Annotated in this window: 14 protein-coding genes; all 14 read right to left on the bottom strand. The window is 60.8% G+C overall.

Features of this window, described 5'->3' with window-relative positions; all coding sequences use genetic code 11:
- Positions 1 to 141: 141 nt before the first annotated feature.
- The 14 genes from ACN9M1_RS27580 to ACN9M1_RS27515 all read right to left on the bottom strand — a co-directional run bounded on the left by ACN9M1_RS27580 (position 142) and on the right by ACN9M1_RS27515 (position 16,918).
- A complete protein-coding gene (locus tag ACN9M1_RS27580; protein ID WP_426401035.1) occupies positions 142 to 2,664 on the bottom strand; it encodes a T6SS phospholipase effector Tle1-like catalytic domain-containing protein in 2,523 nt (840 codons plus the stop codon).
- A 57-nt stretch (positions 2,665 to 2,721) separates the two neighbouring features.
- On the bottom strand, positions 2,722 to 3,303 hold the full coding sequence (locus tag ACN9M1_RS27575) for a DUF3304 domain-containing protein (RefSeq protein WP_426401033.1): 582 nt from the start codon (positions 3,301 to 3,303) through the stop codon (positions 2,722 to 2,724).
- Positions 3,300 to 4,208 (bottom strand): DUF4123 domain-containing protein, encoded by a 909-nt coding sequence (locus ACN9M1_RS27570; RefSeq protein WP_426401032.1) that lies wholly within the window; start codon positions 4,206 to 4,208, stop codon positions 3,300 to 3,302. Before ACN9M1_RS27570 ends, ACN9M1_RS27575 begins: the two co-directional genes overlap by 4 nt.
- Positions 4,209 to 4,231: 23 nt before the next feature.
- The gene (locus ACN9M1_RS27565; RefSeq protein WP_426401036.1) at positions 4,232 to 7,105 is read right to left on the bottom strand and encodes a type VI secretion system Vgr family protein; all 2,874 of its coding nucleotides are present in this window, start codon (positions 7,103 to 7,105) and stop codon (positions 4,232 to 4,234) included.
- A gap of 248 nt (positions 7,106 to 7,353) precedes the next feature.
- A complete protein-coding gene (locus ACN9M1_RS27560) occupies positions 7,354 to 7,725 on the bottom strand; it encodes a hypothetical protein (protein ID WP_426401031.1) in 372 nt (123 codons plus the stop codon).
- A gap of 692 nt (positions 7,726 to 8,417) precedes the next feature.
- Positions 8,418 to 8,744 (bottom strand): hypothetical protein, encoded by a 327-nt coding sequence (locus ACN9M1_RS27555; protein WP_413705547.1) that lies wholly within the window; start codon positions 8,742 to 8,744, stop codon positions 8,418 to 8,420.
- A 49-nt stretch (positions 8,745 to 8,793) separates the two neighbouring features.
- Entirely contained in the window at positions 8,794 to 9,165 is a 372-nt protein-coding gene (locus ACN9M1_RS27550; protein WP_316683880.1) for a hypothetical protein, read from the bottom strand.
- 104 nt (positions 9,166 to 9,269) lie between these two features.
- A complete protein-coding gene (locus ACN9M1_RS27545) occupies positions 9,270 to 10,100 on the bottom strand; it encodes a peptidyl-prolyl cis-trans isomerase (RefSeq protein WP_426401029.1) in 831 nt (276 codons plus the stop codon).
- Between the two features lie 63 nt (positions 10,101 to 10,163).
- Positions 10,164 to 10,742 (bottom strand): hypothetical protein, encoded by a 579-nt coding sequence (locus ACN9M1_RS27540; protein WP_426401028.1) that lies wholly within the window; start codon positions 10,740 to 10,742, stop codon positions 10,164 to 10,166.
- Positions 10,739 to 10,894, bottom strand: a complete 156-nt coding sequence (locus ACN9M1_RS27535; protein WP_426401027.1) for a hypothetical protein — start codon at positions 10,892 to 10,894, stop codon at positions 10,739 to 10,741. The genes ACN9M1_RS27540 and ACN9M1_RS27535 overlap by 4 nt, the downstream gene beginning before the upstream one ends.
- Positions 10,895 to 10,932: 38 nt before the next feature.
- Positions 10,933 to 12,666: a ShlB/FhaC/HecB family hemolysin secretion/activation protein gene (locus ACN9M1_RS27530; RefSeq protein WP_426401026.1), complete on the bottom strand. Its 1,734-nt coding sequence runs from the start codon at positions 12,664 to 12,666 to the stop codon at positions 10,933 to 10,935.
- Between the two features lie 32 nt (positions 12,667 to 12,698).
- Positions 12,699 to 15,242, bottom strand: a complete 2,544-nt coding sequence (locus ACN9M1_RS27525; RefSeq protein WP_426401025.1) for a filamentous hemagglutinin N-terminal domain-containing protein — start codon at positions 15,240 to 15,242, stop codon at positions 12,699 to 12,701.
- A gap of 581 nt (positions 15,243 to 15,823) precedes the next feature.
- Complete coding sequence (locus ACN9M1_RS27520; RefSeq protein ID WP_426401024.1) at positions 15,824 to 16,165, bottom strand: hypothetical protein; 342 nt, start codon at positions 16,163 to 16,165, stop codon at positions 15,824 to 15,826.
- 231 nt (positions 16,166 to 16,396) lie between these two features.
- On the bottom strand, positions 16,397 to 16,918 hold the full coding sequence (locus ACN9M1_RS27515; protein WP_426401023.1) for a hypothetical protein: 522 nt from the start codon (positions 16,916 to 16,918) through the stop codon (positions 16,397 to 16,399).
- Positions 16,919 to 17,022 lie beyond the last annotated feature (104 nt).

Here is a 17,022-nt window from a genome sequence, read left to right as displayed (position 1 = left end):
ACTGACTTTGAACTGCCTTGGCTCTGGGAGCAACGTGATAAACGTTCCGCTTCTTCTTGGCCTGACTCGACCAACACAATCTGAAACTCACCCCATTTATCTATCTTTATGTTCACAGCGTCATTTTGGACAGCCACTCTTCTAACCACCGTTGCTGTCCAACTCCTCCATGAACGCCGTGATGGCCACCATCTCTTCTTCAGTAGCTTGAATACCCTGATTCAGTCCGCCCCATTCGTTCAACATGTCCTGAGGCGGCATGCCAGTGCTACCCATTCCGCTCAATGTTTTTCCAAGTTCTTCTGAGCGAGATCGCATCTGCTTGAGCTGCGACTCAAGTGATTTCATGCGTCTCCGGAGTGTTGCGGCGTCCTGGCCCGCCAGTTGAGGGAAGGCAGCACGATAGTCCATGTACTTGTCGCCATAGACGGTACGCCATCGCAGGAAGCCCCACATCTGCCACAGTTCGCGGCCACTGGCTTGCTGCGGCAACTGTTCGGTATAGGCCGGATCTTTGAGTGCGTCCTCTTCCGACTGTCCTTTGGCTTCGCGTTGCTGCTTAAGATGGGCCTGCAGTTGCAACTGCTGCTGTTCTTCTTTCGTTAACGATGGGGGCGGCGGCACTCCGACCTTGGCCGTAAGCGCAGTGATCTTCACCGGAGGCGGATTCTTGAGCGCAGCATCCTTGGCGGCTACCACATCGAGCGCGCTCTGCTGTTTGCGATACCAGACGTCGTTGTCGTCGCCCAGCGGCTTGAACCAAGCCCGTGAGTCATGCACGTAGCGCGAGAAGAACAGGTCGACCGCATGCGGCACGTCCGTGTTCTCCCATGCGCCTTGCACCGCACCCCAACTGTCGAACTTTAAGCCGAGTGCCTGCTTGGCGCGAAAGAACAGCATCGCGCCTTGCACAGCGCCGACGGCGGGAATATAGGCGATAGGCCCACCCGGCGCTTCGGGTACAGCATTCTGTAAAGCGGGACGACCGCCCACGCCGGCGACTCCAGATATCAGCGCACCCAAACTGCTTGCACCGGCCTCGACCGACCACTTCCCGCCTTCCATGATCCAGCCGAGATAGTGGCCCTTGGCCCAGCTCGGCACCAAACTTTGGTAGCTCGAATAGCGCTTGACCCACTTCAGTTCCTCAGCCAATTCGGCATCGGAGGTCAGCAAGTCGGTCTGATCTGTTTTGGCGGCGTGCTGCACGCTAGGCATGCTGCCCACCTTGCCTAGCCACCGATGGCGCCAGCGCAGGAAGTAGCCATAGTGGTGATGAATCAGGTCCGGAGTGGTCGTTGCGCCGGTGTCTGAGGTCGCTGTGCGGTACGCATTGAAGGCTTTGATCAGGTCCGGGTCGACTTTGAACTGGTCTTGCAATTCACGCGGTGCCGAAGATGGCCTCATCAACGGCACACCGGAGATGACCGCCTCGCGGTACATGTGCGACAACGGCACTTGCGAGAGTTTGGCACTGTCATCGGGTGTCCAATCCACGCGGCGACCTCGTCCTTGCTCGCCAGGCTCGTAGCCTCCCCCCAGGTCCGAGTGCACCCCCGGGTAGACGAACTCCTCCACGTTGTCGCCGTGCGCGCTGTCCAGTGGAAATGAGCCCCGCACTTCATGACCGGACACTAGGTGCACACACCGCTTGACGAGATCCGGGCCCGGGATACGCATCCAACGCTTCTGGCCCCAAGCGCCATGCCCTGACGCCATCGTCTCGATCATGCTTTGGGCGATCCCTGCTGATGCGACGGTATCGAACAGTCCCAAGAAATCGATCTGGACTGGAATGCCGCAAAGGCTGAGTTTCTCTCCATTGGCATCGCAGGCATCGCGAAGCCAGTTACAGAACACGCGCGCCTGCGCCGAGCCGCGCGAGAAACCAAAGACGTGCAGACGAATGCGCTTGATTATCGGTTTGCGCTCCTTGGGCAGGTTGCCCAGAGCTTTGGCCAGCGCTGCCTTACGCTCGTTGAGCACACGACGCCGGCCCTTGGTGTTGACTTCGCGCCAGTTGGTGCGCGCGACCGATATGAGCGAAGCAAACGAGCCAACGGTCGCACGCAGGTTGCGGTCGAACTCGCCATGGGCGCGATACTTGCCCTGCAGTTCGCGTTCGATAGTTGCGCTGCTGCCGAGGTTCGATATCTGGATCTCGGACGCGTTGATGTCGGCGCTCATTTGCTTGACCAAATCTCGGTCAGCTGGCGCATTTGTTAGCGGATGGCCATGGTAATGAAAATGCAAGTGATTATGCATTTGCAACAGGCCCCAGTTGATACGACATTCGCCACCCCATCCGGCCGCTGCTCCTGCGACGGCGTGGATGCCGATGCCCAGGTCACCGACCTCCCTATAGAACGGGGTACCGACGCCTGCGACATAGCTTGCAAAGCGGTAGCGCTTCAATTCCGTCGGCCTTGGATTTACCTCGAACAAGTCAACTAGCCGTGCCACGTTGCTTTGTGCCTGTCGCGGGCGGTCGTTGTCCCTGTTATTGCGTGTGCCGTCGAAGAAGAACCCGAAGTGCAACTCTTCCTCGCAGGGAGGCGGGACCTTCAGGTTGATATCCTGAAGAGATCGCTTGCGCGACATCTCCTGTTGCGAGAGTTCAAAGGGCGTGTCAGGGCACAGCGGAGCAAATTGAACGGTGGTCATCGTGGAGCGGCGTGAAGGTGAGTTGTCTGCGAAGGTGGCTGCGGAGCGGGCCCCGGTCTATTTGCCTTTCGCTTTCTGCTTCTGCAGCGCTCTGTATTCCTCACGGTATTCGGGTGCGTAGCAAGTCTCTCGTTCTTGCGGAGGTTTTCGCTTCAAGCACGCATCAGTTGGGTCTTCAAGGTGATATGGGTCGCCTTCCCAGCCCGGCCCCCAGTCAGTCAAATACAGTTTGACTTCGTGATTCGGGAAAAACGCGACATAGAAATACGAACCGCCCTTCGGCGGATACTTCTCGACAGGAACTTGTTTCTCGTAGAGTGCCTTCTTGTCTTTCTCGTACAGTTCGTCGTCGCTCCACTTGATCGTCACCTTGAAGTTCGGGTCCCAATGTTTGGGCACGGAAGCGCTACCGATCCATTTGGTTCCGCCAGCATGTGGCACCATCCCTCCGGCCCACTCCCCATTGACGTAGACCGACCCGATCGGAATGTCGGTGTAGTTGAGCACGCCGATGGCGCCGCCCAGCGTTTCGTCTTCTACGTTCGCCTTTGGCGCATCCGCTTTGCTGCACGCAGTGAGACCTAGCAGCGCGCCTGCAAGTACTACTGCACACAGTCGTTTTATCGTCTTTGCATTCATGCTGATCCCATCTCGATAGCCGCGTCTTTGGCCGCACGCAAATAACTCTGCAACGCCCCCGGCTCACGGTGAGCATCGCCCAGCAAAGCCAAGAGCCCTGGCTCCCGCAGGTCTGCTCCATTGGTCTCGAGCGCGTGCGCCGCGAGTTCAACAGTGTCCGGTGTCGAGTCGATCGAGTACTTCTTGGCCAGCGCACAGGCTTGGGAGACAAGGCGGTAGCCGTCAGCCCTGCCCGTATCAGGAAGGCTGCCCGGTGATTCCCTATCGATCAGGTCGAGGATGGCGTCCGGCATGGCTGCGTCGATCATCCGGTCAATGTCTGCTTGTGGCAACACGAGTTGCTCAATCGGATACGTCGCTGGTTCGGCATGCGATTCTGAGAGCCACAGCGTTTCCAGTTCGCCGGCCCGATCGACGTAACACCAGTGCAGTAGCGGCGCAGTGATTTGCGACCATCCAGTAGGGTTCATTGCTCCCGGAAGTGCCGGCAGGACGCGCGTGTCGGCAAAGCGCAGTAGATAACGCGACCCATCCTCGACCACCATCGGCTGTAAGCAGGGCTGCCACAGGCGCACTAGGTGTTCTGCCGGTTGCCACGACGCGACAAAGCTGAGCATCGGGCGCCCCTGACAGTGCTTGCCCAGCGCGTTTAGGATGCTGCCCAAGTCCACACCGGCACGCCGGTCTAGCGGCAACAGATAGGGCGAGGCCGGCAGCAACTCATGCAGCCTGCTGGTAGCCCCGTACAATGGAAAGGATTGCAGTGGTGCGGCGAAGGGCTTGCGGCCGTAGTCGAACACACCATCGACCAGGGCAAACCAGTGCGCATCTGGCGCAGCGTCGATCGTCTGCAACAAGCCGTCTACCCACACAGCAGGATCACGGGAATCAACCGCGAAATACATAAAAGTCCTCTTCAATGACCTGTCTACACTCGCGCCACGGGAGAACCCGAGGTGGCCGCCTTCAATAGACATTCGAGACAGACGCTTTGCGGGAACGTCGGCATCGGATAGGACTGATTCACCGGTCCGTCGAATTTGCGTTCCGCTGATTTGTAGGTAATCGGCCCGGGGCACTCGACCGTGATGTTGCCGCCCTCCAGCGTGATCGATGCCCCGCCGGCCGTGGCGATGCGAATGCGCTTGGCCGCCGCAAAATCCACGTTCATATTGGCCGACACCAGCTTCAGGTCCTGCTTGGCCATCAGCTTGAGCACGTCGTGCTGGGCTTGCACGTCGATGTTGTCTTGCCCGGCCGTCAGTTGCAGGCCGATGTTGTTGTCGCCAGCTTTCGACAGACCTGCCGCTACGCCGATCGCCTGACCAGCGTGCATCCGTGCCTGCTTGCCGATGGCGAGGTTGGTGTCCTGGCCGCTGCCCAGCGCGATGCTCTCTCCATTGGTGAGTTGCAGGTCTTGCCCGGCCACCATCACAAGGCCCGCGCGGCCCGCCAGGTGCGCGATGGCTTCGCCTTGGTGCGGCACTTTGCCTTGCGTGGCGGTGTTGTCGGCGCTGGCGTCTTGTTTGGCGGCGTCGAGCGCCTTGCCGTCGACCATGCCGGCTGCGGCTTTGGCTTGCTTGGCCAGTGGGGCATCGTCGTTCTTGGCGGTGGCCAGCGCGGCGGTCTGGTGCGTGACGGCGCCTTGGCCGAGGGATTCCGTGAGCGACTTGGCTTGCTTGATCAGCGCAATGCCTGCCGCGTTGTCGCCGGTGGGCACGGCTTTGCCGTTGCTGGCGTCGCGGTAGGTGGTCAGCAGCAGGCCTGCCTGGCCGCGCACGGCGGCGTGGCCATCGGTGCGCAACTCGAAGCCTTGGCCACGGAAGCTGCCGCGCCGGTTGTCTTGCTGATGGACGAGATGGCCGAGGTTGAGCTGGCTGGATTGCTGCGTGGTGGCGAGCTGCGTACGCAACTGGCCGTCGCTGTCATCAAAGACGAGGTGGTTGTAGCCGCTGCCGCCGTGTTCCGCGCTCTTGAAGCCGGTGTGGGCGGCGGCGTTGCGGTGGCCCTCGGCCTCCATGCCCATGCCGTGCCAAGCGGGGCTGTGGCCGCCGGCCACGTTGCCTTGCGCGCTCGCAGCGCTGTCGCTGCCTTGCTTGTAGAGGGCCGTGCTGTCGCTTTGGTCAGATGCGCCCTGCCCGCCCGGCGTGGGCGCAATGCCTGCTTCCCCCTGACCGTTGTAAAGCGAGCCGATCACGACGGGCTGGTCGATGTCATCTTCGCTGAACTTGACGAGCACTTCCTGCCCGATGCGCGGCAGCCATTGCCAGCCCATACCGGAACCTGCCTGCCGCTGCGCAACGCGCACCCAGCGGCTGCTGCGGTCATCCGCGCGCTCGCCTAGTTGCCAGGGAAAACGCACGCGGATTTCACCTGCGGGGGTGGCGTGGTGCTCGCCGTCTCCGCCTGCCTGCGTCTGGCCGTCCGGGCCGACCACGATGGCGCTGTGCACGCCCTGCGCGGTGGGCGCGGCATACAGGCGGCCGGTGTCGGGGTGTGTCACGGCCGGGCGCCACGGCCGACGTGCATCGCTTGCGCGGAACATTCCCGCGTAGCCGTGCGTGCGTGCGGCTTTGAGCAGATCGCCAGTTGGGGCGTTGCGCTCGACGGAGCCTTCTGCTTCCTGGAAACCGAAGACGCCGGGGCCGGATTCCGGCGCGCTGGGCGGCGTGTCGAATTCCAGCGCGGCGTCGAGCCCGCCCAAACGCTGGCTGAGCGCGTTGTGCGTATCGACGGTCAGGTTGTTGATGCCGCAGTGCTCGACCAGATCCATCAACAGCGGATAGGCGCCTTCCACGTCTTGCGGCAGGTGCGGGCAGTCCACCACCTGCAGACGCGTGCCGCTGCGCAGCGTGCGCACCGTGCCACGGCCCGAGAACAGCAGCGCACGCGCCTCCAGGCTTTCCATGACCTGCTCGGCGATGCGCTGTGCGTTGCCGGCATCGGGGGCCAGCGATGGACTGATCGACAGATAAGCGTCGGGGCTGCCCGCGCTGGTGGCGAAGCGCGCGGGCGCATGCGCACGCGCGTTCTGCTTGCCTTCCGGGTCCCATGCGGCCACGGCCACTCCGCCCACGGTGGTGCGGCTGTGGCAGGCCAACTGCTGGATGGCGTCGCGCTCTTCCAGGCTGTGCGCGCGGTGGAAGCGGATACCGCCCGCCGCAGCCGATTCCGCGTCTTCCTGCAGTTGTGCGCTGTCGGCAAAGATCACCAACGTGTGGCCGCCATGCGCCTGATCGTCTTCCACCGTGGTGAAGCCGAGCCCTGCCTCGGCCAGCAAGCGCGTGACAAAGTGATAGTCGGTCTCGCGAAACTGGGCGATGTGCGTGCGTGTACCGAAATCGCTCATGCGCGCTTCGGCACCCGCCGCGTAGCGCCACGAGGCGTACGGCTCGTACGGCGACAGCATCTGTTCAATGATGTCCGCCAGCGGCCGGTTCTGGAACACCTGGCTGTGGCGCTGCTGCGTGGTGATCCAGAACCAGGGGACGACAGTCAGGCGGTAGCGCATGAGGCTGCCGTCCGCACCGAGTTTTTCAGCCAGGCGGATGAGACCCGTACGCTTGGCTTGCGTGCCGTCGGCCAGCGTCGTGACCAGCGTGACGCGCTGGCCCAGCAACGATTTGAGCGCGATGCGCGCATTGGCGCTGACGGCCACCACGCGCCATTCAAACAGCTCGGACAGCGCCTCCCGACCGAGCCAGGCTTCCACCGCAAGGTCTGCAAGCGCCCCGTCCCCCTCCAGCGTGTATAGGCGGCGTGTTGGTGCAAAGAGGTTCTGAAGAAGGGTCGTGGCGTCCATCAGTGGCATGTCAGTTGTTGCTAGACGCCCGACGTACTGCAACAAGGCGGGCGCATTATTCTAAATGTACGCCACACCCAAAACAGTAAATAATAGTCGCCACCAGTTTAAGGAAGCGAAATAATTAGATTTTTTGAATACAGATATTCGCGCATCTAAAATCAGTCAGCATTGGAGGAAGCTGATTGCCGAAATTTGGCCGACAGCCGGTGGCGCGCAAGCTCGCAACTGAACGCCGCGCTGCGTGACTATGCGCCGTGCTTACGAACGCGTTGCCGAATAGCTTCGTCGCGCGCAGTCGCCGCATCCTTCCGCATTTGCCGGCTGATGCTTTTCGCCCGGGAGAGCGCGGCCATGCTCAGGAGAATCAGGCACGCCAGAACCGCCAGCGGTGTCGGAAAGACTCCGCCCAGCTTGCCGTGCAGGTCCATGATCGCTGGCCAAATCGCTGCACCAGGCACGTTGCTGGCCAGCGGGCCAAACGTTCTATCCATGTGCAGAAAATCCTTGTCGCCGGCCGGCACAGCCAACGCCGCCAACGCCAAGGTGACCGCAACGTATAACAGCAATGCAGCGAACAGGTACAGAAACGCAATAGACTTGGTCCGATTTTGTAGCATGATTATTCTTAAAACTCGCCAGACGTTCAAAATATAAATGCAGCTATTTCACCATACAGGTTTGTGGCAAGCAATCAGGATTATCAAATCGGCGCGATTTATTCCGTTCAGTACCTCTGCATGGAACGGGGACAGCGGTCTGAACTGTTACGATTCGCGACCTGGTTACCGGCACAACCAACACGAGGCGGACGAAGTCATTCTTGTATTCGAGTGGATGGGCGCCCCTCCACAGCGCGGAGGCAATTCGCTGCAGTATCCGCCTGGCGTATTGTTCGACATGCATCCATGGCGCATGTTTGTGTCAGCGCCACTGCATGACCGCAAGGTTTTGAGGGTGTCGCATTTACGGTTCAAGTCCGCCGAAGCGCGCAATCATTTCTTCGGCAGGAACGATGGGCGGCGATGGCCTCGCCAGATTCGGATGTTTTCGGGCGCGCGCAGGCGAAGGTTGGAGTTCTTGAAGGAGCTGCGCGCTGTTTACCGTTCCAACAACTGTTGGGTTTCCATCCACTGAATAACGTTCGCAAACTGGAGTGGGGGTGCGCCGGCGACCATTGGTGGTATGTAGCACCCCAGAAAGATCCGCGCAAATCACTGAAGTGCGCAAGGTCACCTGCTGTTCCTCGTCACGCTGCCGCAAAACGGGCGGTAAGCGGCGCTACGAAGCCGCCGACGTATGGGTGGGCGACTTACGCTGACGCTCTTTGCAAGCGCGTGATCTTGTCGAAGGTGGCCATCTTGGCGTCTGGCAGGCTGGCGAAGCCGGACTTCGACCAACTCGCCGGCTCGCCCTTAACCGTCTCGATGTTGTAACTCCACGAGCGACCCGTGAAGGACACCAGGATGCGGAAATCACCCGCGTAGAGCGTCGATGCCCCGTCAGCTCTGCGTCTCCAGGCGCGGGTCAACCAAAGTTCGCGCTTCGCAGCCCGATCCGGCGTCGGAGCCGCCGTCTGCTTTAGCGGTTTCGCGACCGACGGTGCCGACCGGACCCAGCCGCCGCTGTGCCAAATCATGGGAGGCGTTGCCTTCTGTCCCAAAGCGATTTCCTTTGCAGCCAGCGGGCTATCGCGCCCTGCTGTGATGGAAGTACAGGTAGCCGAGGCCGATCGGGGCGATGAAGATCGCCAGACTCCAGCAAAGTGCCATCGTGACCAACTTCCACCACAGGGCGATGAAGGCATTGACGAACAACACGTTCGAGCCCATCAAGAAGCCAATCACGCCCTCGTAGACGAACCGTGCGTAGGGATAGAGAACGGTATTGAGGATCGCGATAATCACGAGCGTGAAGGGGAACGCGTGCTGCCCGGACGATGGCTTCGCGTGCGACAACATCCAGAAGATGAAGACGGGAAAGATCAGGCCGAATACAAAATGTCGGAAGTAATACGGGCGGGAGAGCCCACCAAAGGTTTTACTCAAAACTTGTTGCACGCGCGCTCCTTGTGCGTGAAGGTTGTGCTGACCGTTAATGCCGGCCGGTTGCCATCCATGACCGGCTACCGGACCGCGTCACCGAGATTTGCAGTTGACGGGCCTCACTGAACGACCTTGGCAGTCTTCAGCAAGTTTCCGACTACCTGTACCGTGGCGCGTTCGAGTTCCGCCGTCTCCAACGCCTGCTTAATGGCCGGCTTTACGGCGTCATATGCAGGCACTTGCGTCGGCCGCATCGCATCGAGCTTCACGATGTAGCGCTGGTTACCCACTTCGACTGGGGCAGCGCTGGTCGCACCCAACTGCAGTGCAGAAATCTCGCGCGCAAGTGCCAGCGGCAAGTTCTGCGTCTTGCCCTCTTCGGCCGGCACCTTGAAGCTCACCCAATCCATCTCGCCGCCACGCGCCTTGTTCGGCGCCGTGCTGTACTGCTGTGCCAACTTGGCGAAATCGCCGCTCTGCTTCAGTTGCGCGATGACCTGCGCGGCGGTGACATCGTCGCCCACCTGGATCACACGTGGCTTGTATTCTTTGTCGCCCAGGCTGGAGACGATCGCGTCATAGCGCGCTTTGACTTGCGCATCCGTCACCGGCGCGGGCTTGATGTTGTCTTTCAGCCAAGCCTGAGTGATGGCCGCGTCATGCGCCTCCTGTACGGCTTGTTTCACCGCCGGCAGCTTTTCGTAGGCTGCATTCTTGGCAGCCTGCTGGCGGAACAGTTCACGCGCGATCAGCTGCTGCTTGAGCGCTTGTACGACGTTCGGATTCGCGGCCACGCCAGTCTGTGCAATCGCTCGGTCCAACTGGGCTTGCGTGATCTGCGTGCCGTTGACGACGGCCACAGCACCCGCCGGCAGGGCGTCAGCCCATGCGGATGAAATCGATGCTGCGGCCAATGCAGTTATGGCGAAGCGGTGGATCGTTGTGTTCATGTCAGAAATCCTTGTCAATAAGTTCAGTGCAAAGTCGGCGTCGACAATAGCGGCGCGTGCCATTTAGCCAAGTGGGACAGCGTCGCTCGGTGCTACCTCATCAGGTCCACTAGGGAAGTCCAACCCGCCCAGCAAGTTCTGATAGATCGCCGAAATGGACCCCACGACCAGGAACGTTGAGATCACTGCGGTCGCCGCCTGTAACACCGATCCAATCGGCGTCTGAGAAACGCCAACCATAGAGACCTGTCCCGTTGTCAGCATCAGCACGGACGCCACAATGATGGGCGCCGTGCCAGCGGTCATGACGACAAAGATCGACCAGACGCGCCCTGCCGTCGCATTCCACGAAAGGCGGAGAGGGGAACGTCCAGCATCCGTCGCCAAAGCGGGCAAAGCCAGAATGAGGCGGTAGTACAGGTAATAGAGCCCAAACTGACCAACCGCACCGATCAAGCCCAACATCAATCGCAGCTTGGCGATCAACATGAACCCTGCGCCCGACAACACCGCAAGAAGACAGAAGGCGACCGTCTGAAGCGACCACGCTTGGTTATTCGTCTCTCGGCGCAGGACGAGTCGATATCCGGCCACTTGCAGCGGCACCGTTACTAGTGTCTGCCCCATCATGAGCAGCGTCATGAAAACCAGGGTCGGAACTCCCCGTTGGTACCCGCTACGGTCAGCATCAGAAGACCAACGGTGGTGAGCACCGTAAGCAAAGGGTGACGCAATGGAATTTGAAAGGCTGAACGGTATGCAGCCTTGATCGTTGCGCCTTTGGGAATCTTCATGTTCATGATCCTAGGTGTCGGATTGGCGTACCCGTTGCTCAATAAGTCCAGTTCAAGGTCGCCAACAGGACCGTCGGCTTGGCGCCGAGCTCGGCCGGCTGCACCAGCGCACGGCCAAGCAGCAACTCACTGGTCAGCACGTTCTTGCCATAAGCCGCCGATAGCCGCACCCCTACACCGGTACCCGCCACGTACTGCCAGTGCTGCGTGGCCACCAACTGCGTCTGGCCTCCATCCAGGAAGACGTAGGGCTCGATCCGCACGCCCCCAGCCGAAGGCGCATTCGCCCACACGGCTTCGTTGCGCAAGGTCAGTCCACGGTCTCCGCTGATGAGGCCCTCGCGGAAGCCCCGAACGGAGCTCATGCCACCCGCAAAGATCTGTTCCGAACCGAACAGCGCCACATTCGACCACTGCGCAGACACCTGGCCGCGGTACGCCAACGCAGCCTTGCCAAGGCTCGGAAGGGGCAACTGCGTACTGGCGTTGCCATCGAGCTTCCAGAACTGGCTGTGCGCTTCGTCACGTCTGATATCTGGGGCATCCTGGCTAGCGCTGAGCGTGCGCATGCCGCGCGTGACGCCGACTTCCCAGGTGGCATAGCCGCCTTGGTTGTTCACGGCGAACTTGCGCAGCCCGTTGATGGCGACCCGCACCACCGTCAGAAACTGCGGATCGAGCAGCAGATTGTTGACCTCGCGCTCAGTGCGCCGGTGCGTGAGCGTAACGTCAAACGCGGTGCGCCCGGCTTGGTCGCGCTCGATTACGCGGTTCCAACCAAAGGTGTGCGCAAAGGTGCGGCCGTAGACGAGCGCCGTATCGCCGATGAGGTTGTTGTACTCCGAGAACGAGCCGGTATAGCTGAAGGTGTTGTAGCCGAACGGCACCGCCGCCGAGGCAATGGCGGCATTGGTGTCGGTCGTGCCGATGTAGGACAGCGACAGCGCCTCCTGGAAGCCGAGCGCATTGTCTGCATCGATGCCGGCACGCAAACGCGTGGTGCCGGTGGCCCGGCTGCCGTAGTTGTCCGTTCCAACGTTGAAACGGAAGCGGTCGCCCGGCTGGTTGGTCAGCGCAATGACCGAGGCGCCAGGGCTCTGGCCGGGCAGGATCTGCACCTCGGCCTGGTTGCGGCGCAGGCGGTTGATCTGGTCGACACCCTGCTCTAGGTCAGTCAGCTTTAGCGTCTCACCCACGGTGGGCATGGACCAGACGGTACCGGCGTCGGTCAGCCAGCCACCGTTCTGCGTACCGCTGGCGGTCGGCTGGTTCGGCACGGAGGTCCGGACCGTCTTCCCGTTGATCTGCAGGCTCTCCACCTTGCCCGGCACGACGGCGATGGTCAGAACGCCCTCTTTGAGGTTCTGCGGCGGCAAGTAGGCGCGCGTGGTGACGAAGCCGCGTTGCACGAACGCTTCGGTGAGCCTGCGAAGCAGCAGGTTGATGCGGTTGGTGCCCAGATCGCGATCGACAAACGGCTGGGTGATGCCCGCCACCGTGGCGTCGTCCAGCACCGTATTGCCGCTCAATTGGATCCGGTGAATGGCAAAGGTGGTGCCGGGCTCAGCGACGGATTCGACGTTCGCGGCGTCCGGCACAGCCTGCGGCACCTGAATTTGCGGCGGAGGTTGGTTGGCCTCGCGGCGGCGCTCGGCCTCCTGGCGTTCGCGCAAGGCACGCTGGGCCGGGTCTTCGAGCGGCGGGGTCTGGGCGTGGGTGGTCGTTGCAAGCAGCAGTGCTGCCAGGGCCAGCGGCGTGAATTTCAGCAACATACACATCGCCTCACTGCCACAGCCACATCGCCTCACTGCCACAGCCACGAGGTCAAGCCCACGTGCGAATCAATGGCCACCGGCTGACGCGACCTGGCGCGCAGCGTCACGATGCCGTTGCGGGCCGTGACGGTCTGCCCATCAAAGCTGCCACCTTCGATCTGGCCTTGGCCGTTGATCGTCAACGCCCCGCCGATGGCCAGCCAGTTGCCGCCCACATCGGCGGCGTACAGGCGTGCCCAGTTGTCGCCAAAGAACGCCTTGAAGCCGCGGTCACGGGCGAGTGCGGTGTAGCCTGTGATACCGACCGCGCGCACCTTGGGCGCCGTGACCGTCATGTCACCGACCGAAAGCACCTGGCCGCCGATGTTCTCGGCGAGCGTTCCCGCATGGATCGTCAGATTTCCGCCAGCGGAGATCGCGCCGCCCGTGGTCGCAATGGTGCTCGATGCGCTGCTGCGGCAGAAGATCATGCAGCTGCGGCTGAAGTGCGCTGAGCCGCTGGCCAGCGCTTCGTTATGGAAGACGTTCGCGGCCGTGATGCTGATGTCGGCGCTGCCGTTGGCCAGCATCTGCCCGCCAATGTTGCTGACGTTGCGCCCGGTGATCGTAGTACCGGTTTGCGAGACGAGGTACGGAACCTGCCCGACTGCCGGAATGCTGCCGTAGTCCACGTCAAAGCCCGTGCTGTGGTTGCGCAAGAAGAGCCAGCGGGTGCCGCTGCTGGTCCAGGTCGCCGGTTGTTCGCCGTTCGCGCCAATGGTCTTGTCGAGCAGATTCTGCACATCGCCCTGGGCAGCCAGAGTCAGCTTGGCGTTCGACAAAATTCGGCTCTGGTGGTTGACGATGTCGCCACCGGCGCGCAGCACCACGTCGTCGCTCTTGCCGAAGAGGATGCCCTGCGTACCTGCCGACGCATCGTTGCGAATCGTGCCGCCGGCGAGCAGCGTGACGGCACCCTCGGAGGCTGCTGCACCGGTATTGCGCGTCTGGCCCTGGATCAGGCCAGCCGTGTTCGTCAGATCGGTATCACTCTGGATCAGTACGCCGCCAGCCGTGGCCGCGACGGCGGCCGGCAACGCAGACGACGCGATGGCGACGCTGCTGCCGTGAATCGTGGCGTTGCCTGCGGCGATGACGCTGGAATCGGTCTGGCTGTAGCCAGCCGTGGCGTTGAGCGTAACGTCGCCTCCCGAGGACTGCGCGGTGCTCGCGTTGCCGCTTCCGGACATCAGTGCGATTGAACCCGCCTGAACGGATGTGCCACCCACGCCATCGATCTTGCTGCCGGTGAGCTGCACTGCGCCGGGCGCGGTGATCGCGACCGTGCCCTGTTGCGAAGTCCACTCGCTCGTGCCAGACGCATCAGAACCCAGCGTCAGGGAATTGACCTGCGAGATCACGTTCTGCGTGGCATTCAACTGGGTCGCCGTCATCGAGACGCCGGCACCTGCATCGAACAGGCCAACGCCACCGGTTGCGCTCAGCGTGCTGTGGTCGATGGTGACGGGCTCGGTGTGAACTTGGCCCGCGCTGCCGATCACGATGCTACCGGTCTGGCCCGTCGTGCCCGCCGACAGGGTACTGCTGTCAAGGTGCACCTTATTGGAAGCGATCTGGAGGTTGCGCGCGGCAGTCAGTGCACCGCCACCCGTCAGACCGGCTGAGCCGATCAGCACGTCGTTGGCTGCCCGCACGGTGCCGCTGACAAGTTGCAGATCCCCGGAGCCGCTAACCACGAAGTCCCCTGCCGTGGCGAAGGCAGAGCCAGCGTGGCGCACACCAGCGCCTTGGTCGGTGGCGATCAGCTCGATGCGGCCGCCGGTCAGTGATCCGCCCGACGCAATATCGATGGCGTAGCCCAGCGGCGTACCGCTGCCCGTGCTGCTGTAGCTGACCCAGGGGTCCAGGTTGTCGGTGGGCGAGACGCTGGTGTCGACTTCAGCCCGGCTATCCCCGGCGACGATACGGACCTTGCTATTGGGGTTGGTGAAACTGTTCTGCACGGCGCCGGCCACGCGCACCTGTTTGGCGATCAGTTCCAGGTTGAGCATCGCTCCGGCCAGACCACCCGGGCCGATGTTGATCGCGCCCGAGCTGGTGTTGAGCACCACGTTGCGTTGCAGCTGGCCGGTGCCGTTTGTGAAGTCGTTGAAGGACACCTGACCCGTCGTGAGCGCGACGTTGCCGGTGTTGGTGAACGAGCCGCCGTCTACCGTGATGCCGTTCGGGTTGGCAATGATCACGTTAGCGCGCGGGCCTAGCACGGCGATATTGCCCTGAATGAGCGAGGGGTTCGTGCTCGTGACCTGGTTGACGATCGTCCGGGCGGCGACCGTGGTGTTGTTCAGGTCGGCGCCTGCCGTCCCCACGTTGAACGACGTGTAGGTGTTGTGTGAGACACCGCCAACGCTGGGGGCGATGTTGACGGTCTGGCGGCCGTTGGCTCCGGTGCTTACCGACGTGGCGGTGCCGCCATCGGTAACGATGCCGGCCGCCACGGCGACCGGTGGCACGAAAACGGCGCATAGGCCAATGAGCGCGGCCAGCTTGGTTGGGCGGTGTTGTGACTGCACGGAAACTTCCCCCTGAAACTGCTCTTTCTGTTGATGTGGTGGCATTTGGCCCCTACATCGCGTCACACGACGCTGACTTGGCTACCGGGTCGCTGTATGAGTGCCCTATAGCCTTGCTGAAGTAACGATCTACGCACCCAATGGCTCCCACGGATTGCGCAGTAGAAGTTTTTTGCGATGAACAGCAGCAAAGCACCGCCAATCGCCGATGGGTGACCGGTTTGGTCTCCATAGAGGGCAATCAGGGCAGCCATCGCGTCTGTGGCTACCAGTCGGCCGCCGTGCGCAATCAAGCCTTCCGAGTACGCCCAAGCGGTTCCAAACAACAACGCAGGCCAATAGAAACCAGCCTTCACTTTTCGCTCTCGCTTTGTCGGGTGAACGAAAACAGTTGAAGTTGGCATCGACACAAATATGTTTCTTTAAACCCGCTCGACGTCGGATCACCCGCACGCCAAGCAATGATTAGCGGAAGATTGGCTGGGCCAGGCCCCGCCGCTTCGGCGTATCACCGTGAGCCCAAGGCACTGTCTACTGCCATACAAACCTAGATAGCGATAAAAATGCCCACGCCATTTGCGCTACGGGCCGGACAGCAGCTGAATGGCTGCATCAAACAAGTCCACAGGTTTATCCGTTGTAGCGGACGCCTCATACACCACCTCCATCGAGGCCACCATAGGGTCTGGGTCTTGACTGAAAAGCAAAGCCGACACAGCCCGCGCCAGCCCAAAACAATGAAGCGCCTCAATTTTCTTTTCCGCATCATCGTTGGCTTGGTCCTGTAGATCAAAATATCTCTCGTCAAGCTCCTGCAGCAGGCGATGCAATTCCGCAATCTGTTCAGCGGTAAAGCGCTGATCGTGCTCCAGCGCCAACAATGCCTGCGTCACAACTGCATTGTTGACTGGAGCAGCGTTCATTGCGAACTGGCACGCAAACAACATGACCTTCCGCTGCCGACCACTGTCAGACGTTCTAATTTTTCCCGCAAGATGCGGTTCGATTGACTCTAGGCGCATTTTGTTTGCCGCCCCCGTAGCTCGCTTGATAGAGGAACTGTCCCATCGATCGCACCCAGAACAAATGCCAATGGCAAGCTATACGTGCCTCCAATATCACCGGTCACAACAATCGACTTACCCAACCGACTTTTAGAACTTCGCGCGCGTGTAGTCAGGCAGCGAAAACTCCGGATCGAAAGGTAGCGAACTAAACGGCGCTTGCACGGAAACTGAGCCATGAGAAACGCCAGCAGCAATGATCACCTCTTCACCAGAAATAGCACGGAGAACAATGCCGCACTCTGCATAAACGTCTGGCGTTTCATAAACTAGACAGTCAACAGAGACAATGGCGAAATTCTCAATACCGACCCTTCTGAATATGGCATCTGCCGAATTTTCAACCATCCGAATCCGCTCTATATTTAAACTACCCACCTCCTGCCATCCTGCAACTTCAGTACAAGCGGAAGAGAATTCAAAAACATCGTTATTATCTAGAAAAATACGGCACTGCCACGCACATTTCAGCGTATGCCCTTCCGGAAGCGCATAAGCAACGATACTCCTGCTAGAGAAAGCGTCCGCTATCTGATCCCTGTGCACCCCTTCGGTTTGCAAACGCAGTAGATAACGGCCGCCTTCACTCGCATTAGTAATGAAGGGTTTCATCGTCGAATCTCAAACAACAATTACACCCCCATTGTCAAGGTATATCGAATAAGACTCAAACTCGGCCATATCATCTGCCTCAATTGAGATATACCCATCCTCGC

It is taken from the genome of Ralstonia sp. R-29 (genome assembly GCF_049913345.1).
GTDB lineage: Bacteria > Pseudomonadota > Gammaproteobacteria > Burkholderiales > Burkholderiaceae > Ralstonia.
This window is presented reverse-complemented; position numbering and strand designations above follow the sequence as displayed.

What these genes read in the sequence shown, in the direction of transcription:
- ACN9M1_RS27580 (WP_426401035.1), bottom strand. Translation starts at nt 2,664, where the DNA reads ATGACCACCGTTCAATTTGCTCCGCTGTGCCCTGACACGCCCTTTGAA.
- ACN9M1_RS27575 (WP_426401033.1), bottom strand. Translation starts at nt 3,303, where the DNA reads ATGAATGCAAAGACGATAAAACGACTGTGTGCAGTAGTACTTGCAGGC.
- ACN9M1_RS27570 (WP_426401032.1), bottom strand. Translation starts at nt 4,208, where the DNA reads ATGTATTTCGCGGTTGATTCCCGTGATCCTGCTGTGTGGGTAGACGGC.
- ACN9M1_RS27565 (WP_426401036.1), bottom strand. Translation starts at nt 7,105, where the DNA reads ATGGACGCCACGACCCTTCTTCAGAACCTCTTTGCACCAACACGCCGC.
- ACN9M1_RS27560 (WP_426401031.1), bottom strand. Translation starts at nt 7,725, where the DNA reads ATGCTACAAAATCGGACCAAGTCTATTGCGTTTCTGTACCTGTTCGCT.
- ACN9M1_RS27555 (WP_413705547.1), bottom strand. Translation starts at nt 8,744, where the DNA reads ATGATTTGGCACAGCGGCGGCTGGGTCCGGTCGGCACCGTCGGTCGCG.
- ACN9M1_RS27545 (WP_426401029.1), bottom strand. Translation starts at nt 10,100, where the DNA reads ATGAACACAACGATCCACCGCTTCGCCATAACTGCATTGGCCGCAGCA.
- ACN9M1_RS27540 (WP_426401028.1), bottom strand. Translation starts at nt 10,742, where the DNA reads ATGACGCTGCTCATGATGGGGCAGACACTAGTAACGGTGCCGCTGCAA.
- ACN9M1_RS27535 (WP_426401027.1), bottom strand. Translation starts at nt 10,894, where the DNA reads ATGAAGATTCCCAAAGGCGCAACGATCAAGGCTGCATACCGTTCAGCC.
- ACN9M1_RS27530 (WP_426401026.1), bottom strand. Translation starts at nt 12,666, where the DNA reads ATGTTGCTGAAATTCACGCCGCTGGCCCTGGCAGCACTGCTGCTTGCA.
- ACN9M1_RS27520 (WP_426401024.1), bottom strand. Translation starts at nt 16,165, where the DNA reads ATGAACGCTGCTCCAGTCAACAATGCAGTTGTGACGCAGGCATTGTTG.
- ACN9M1_RS27515 (WP_426401023.1), bottom strand. Translation starts at nt 16,918, where the DNA reads ATGAAACCCTTCATTACTAATGCGAGTGAAGGCGGCCGTTATCTACTG.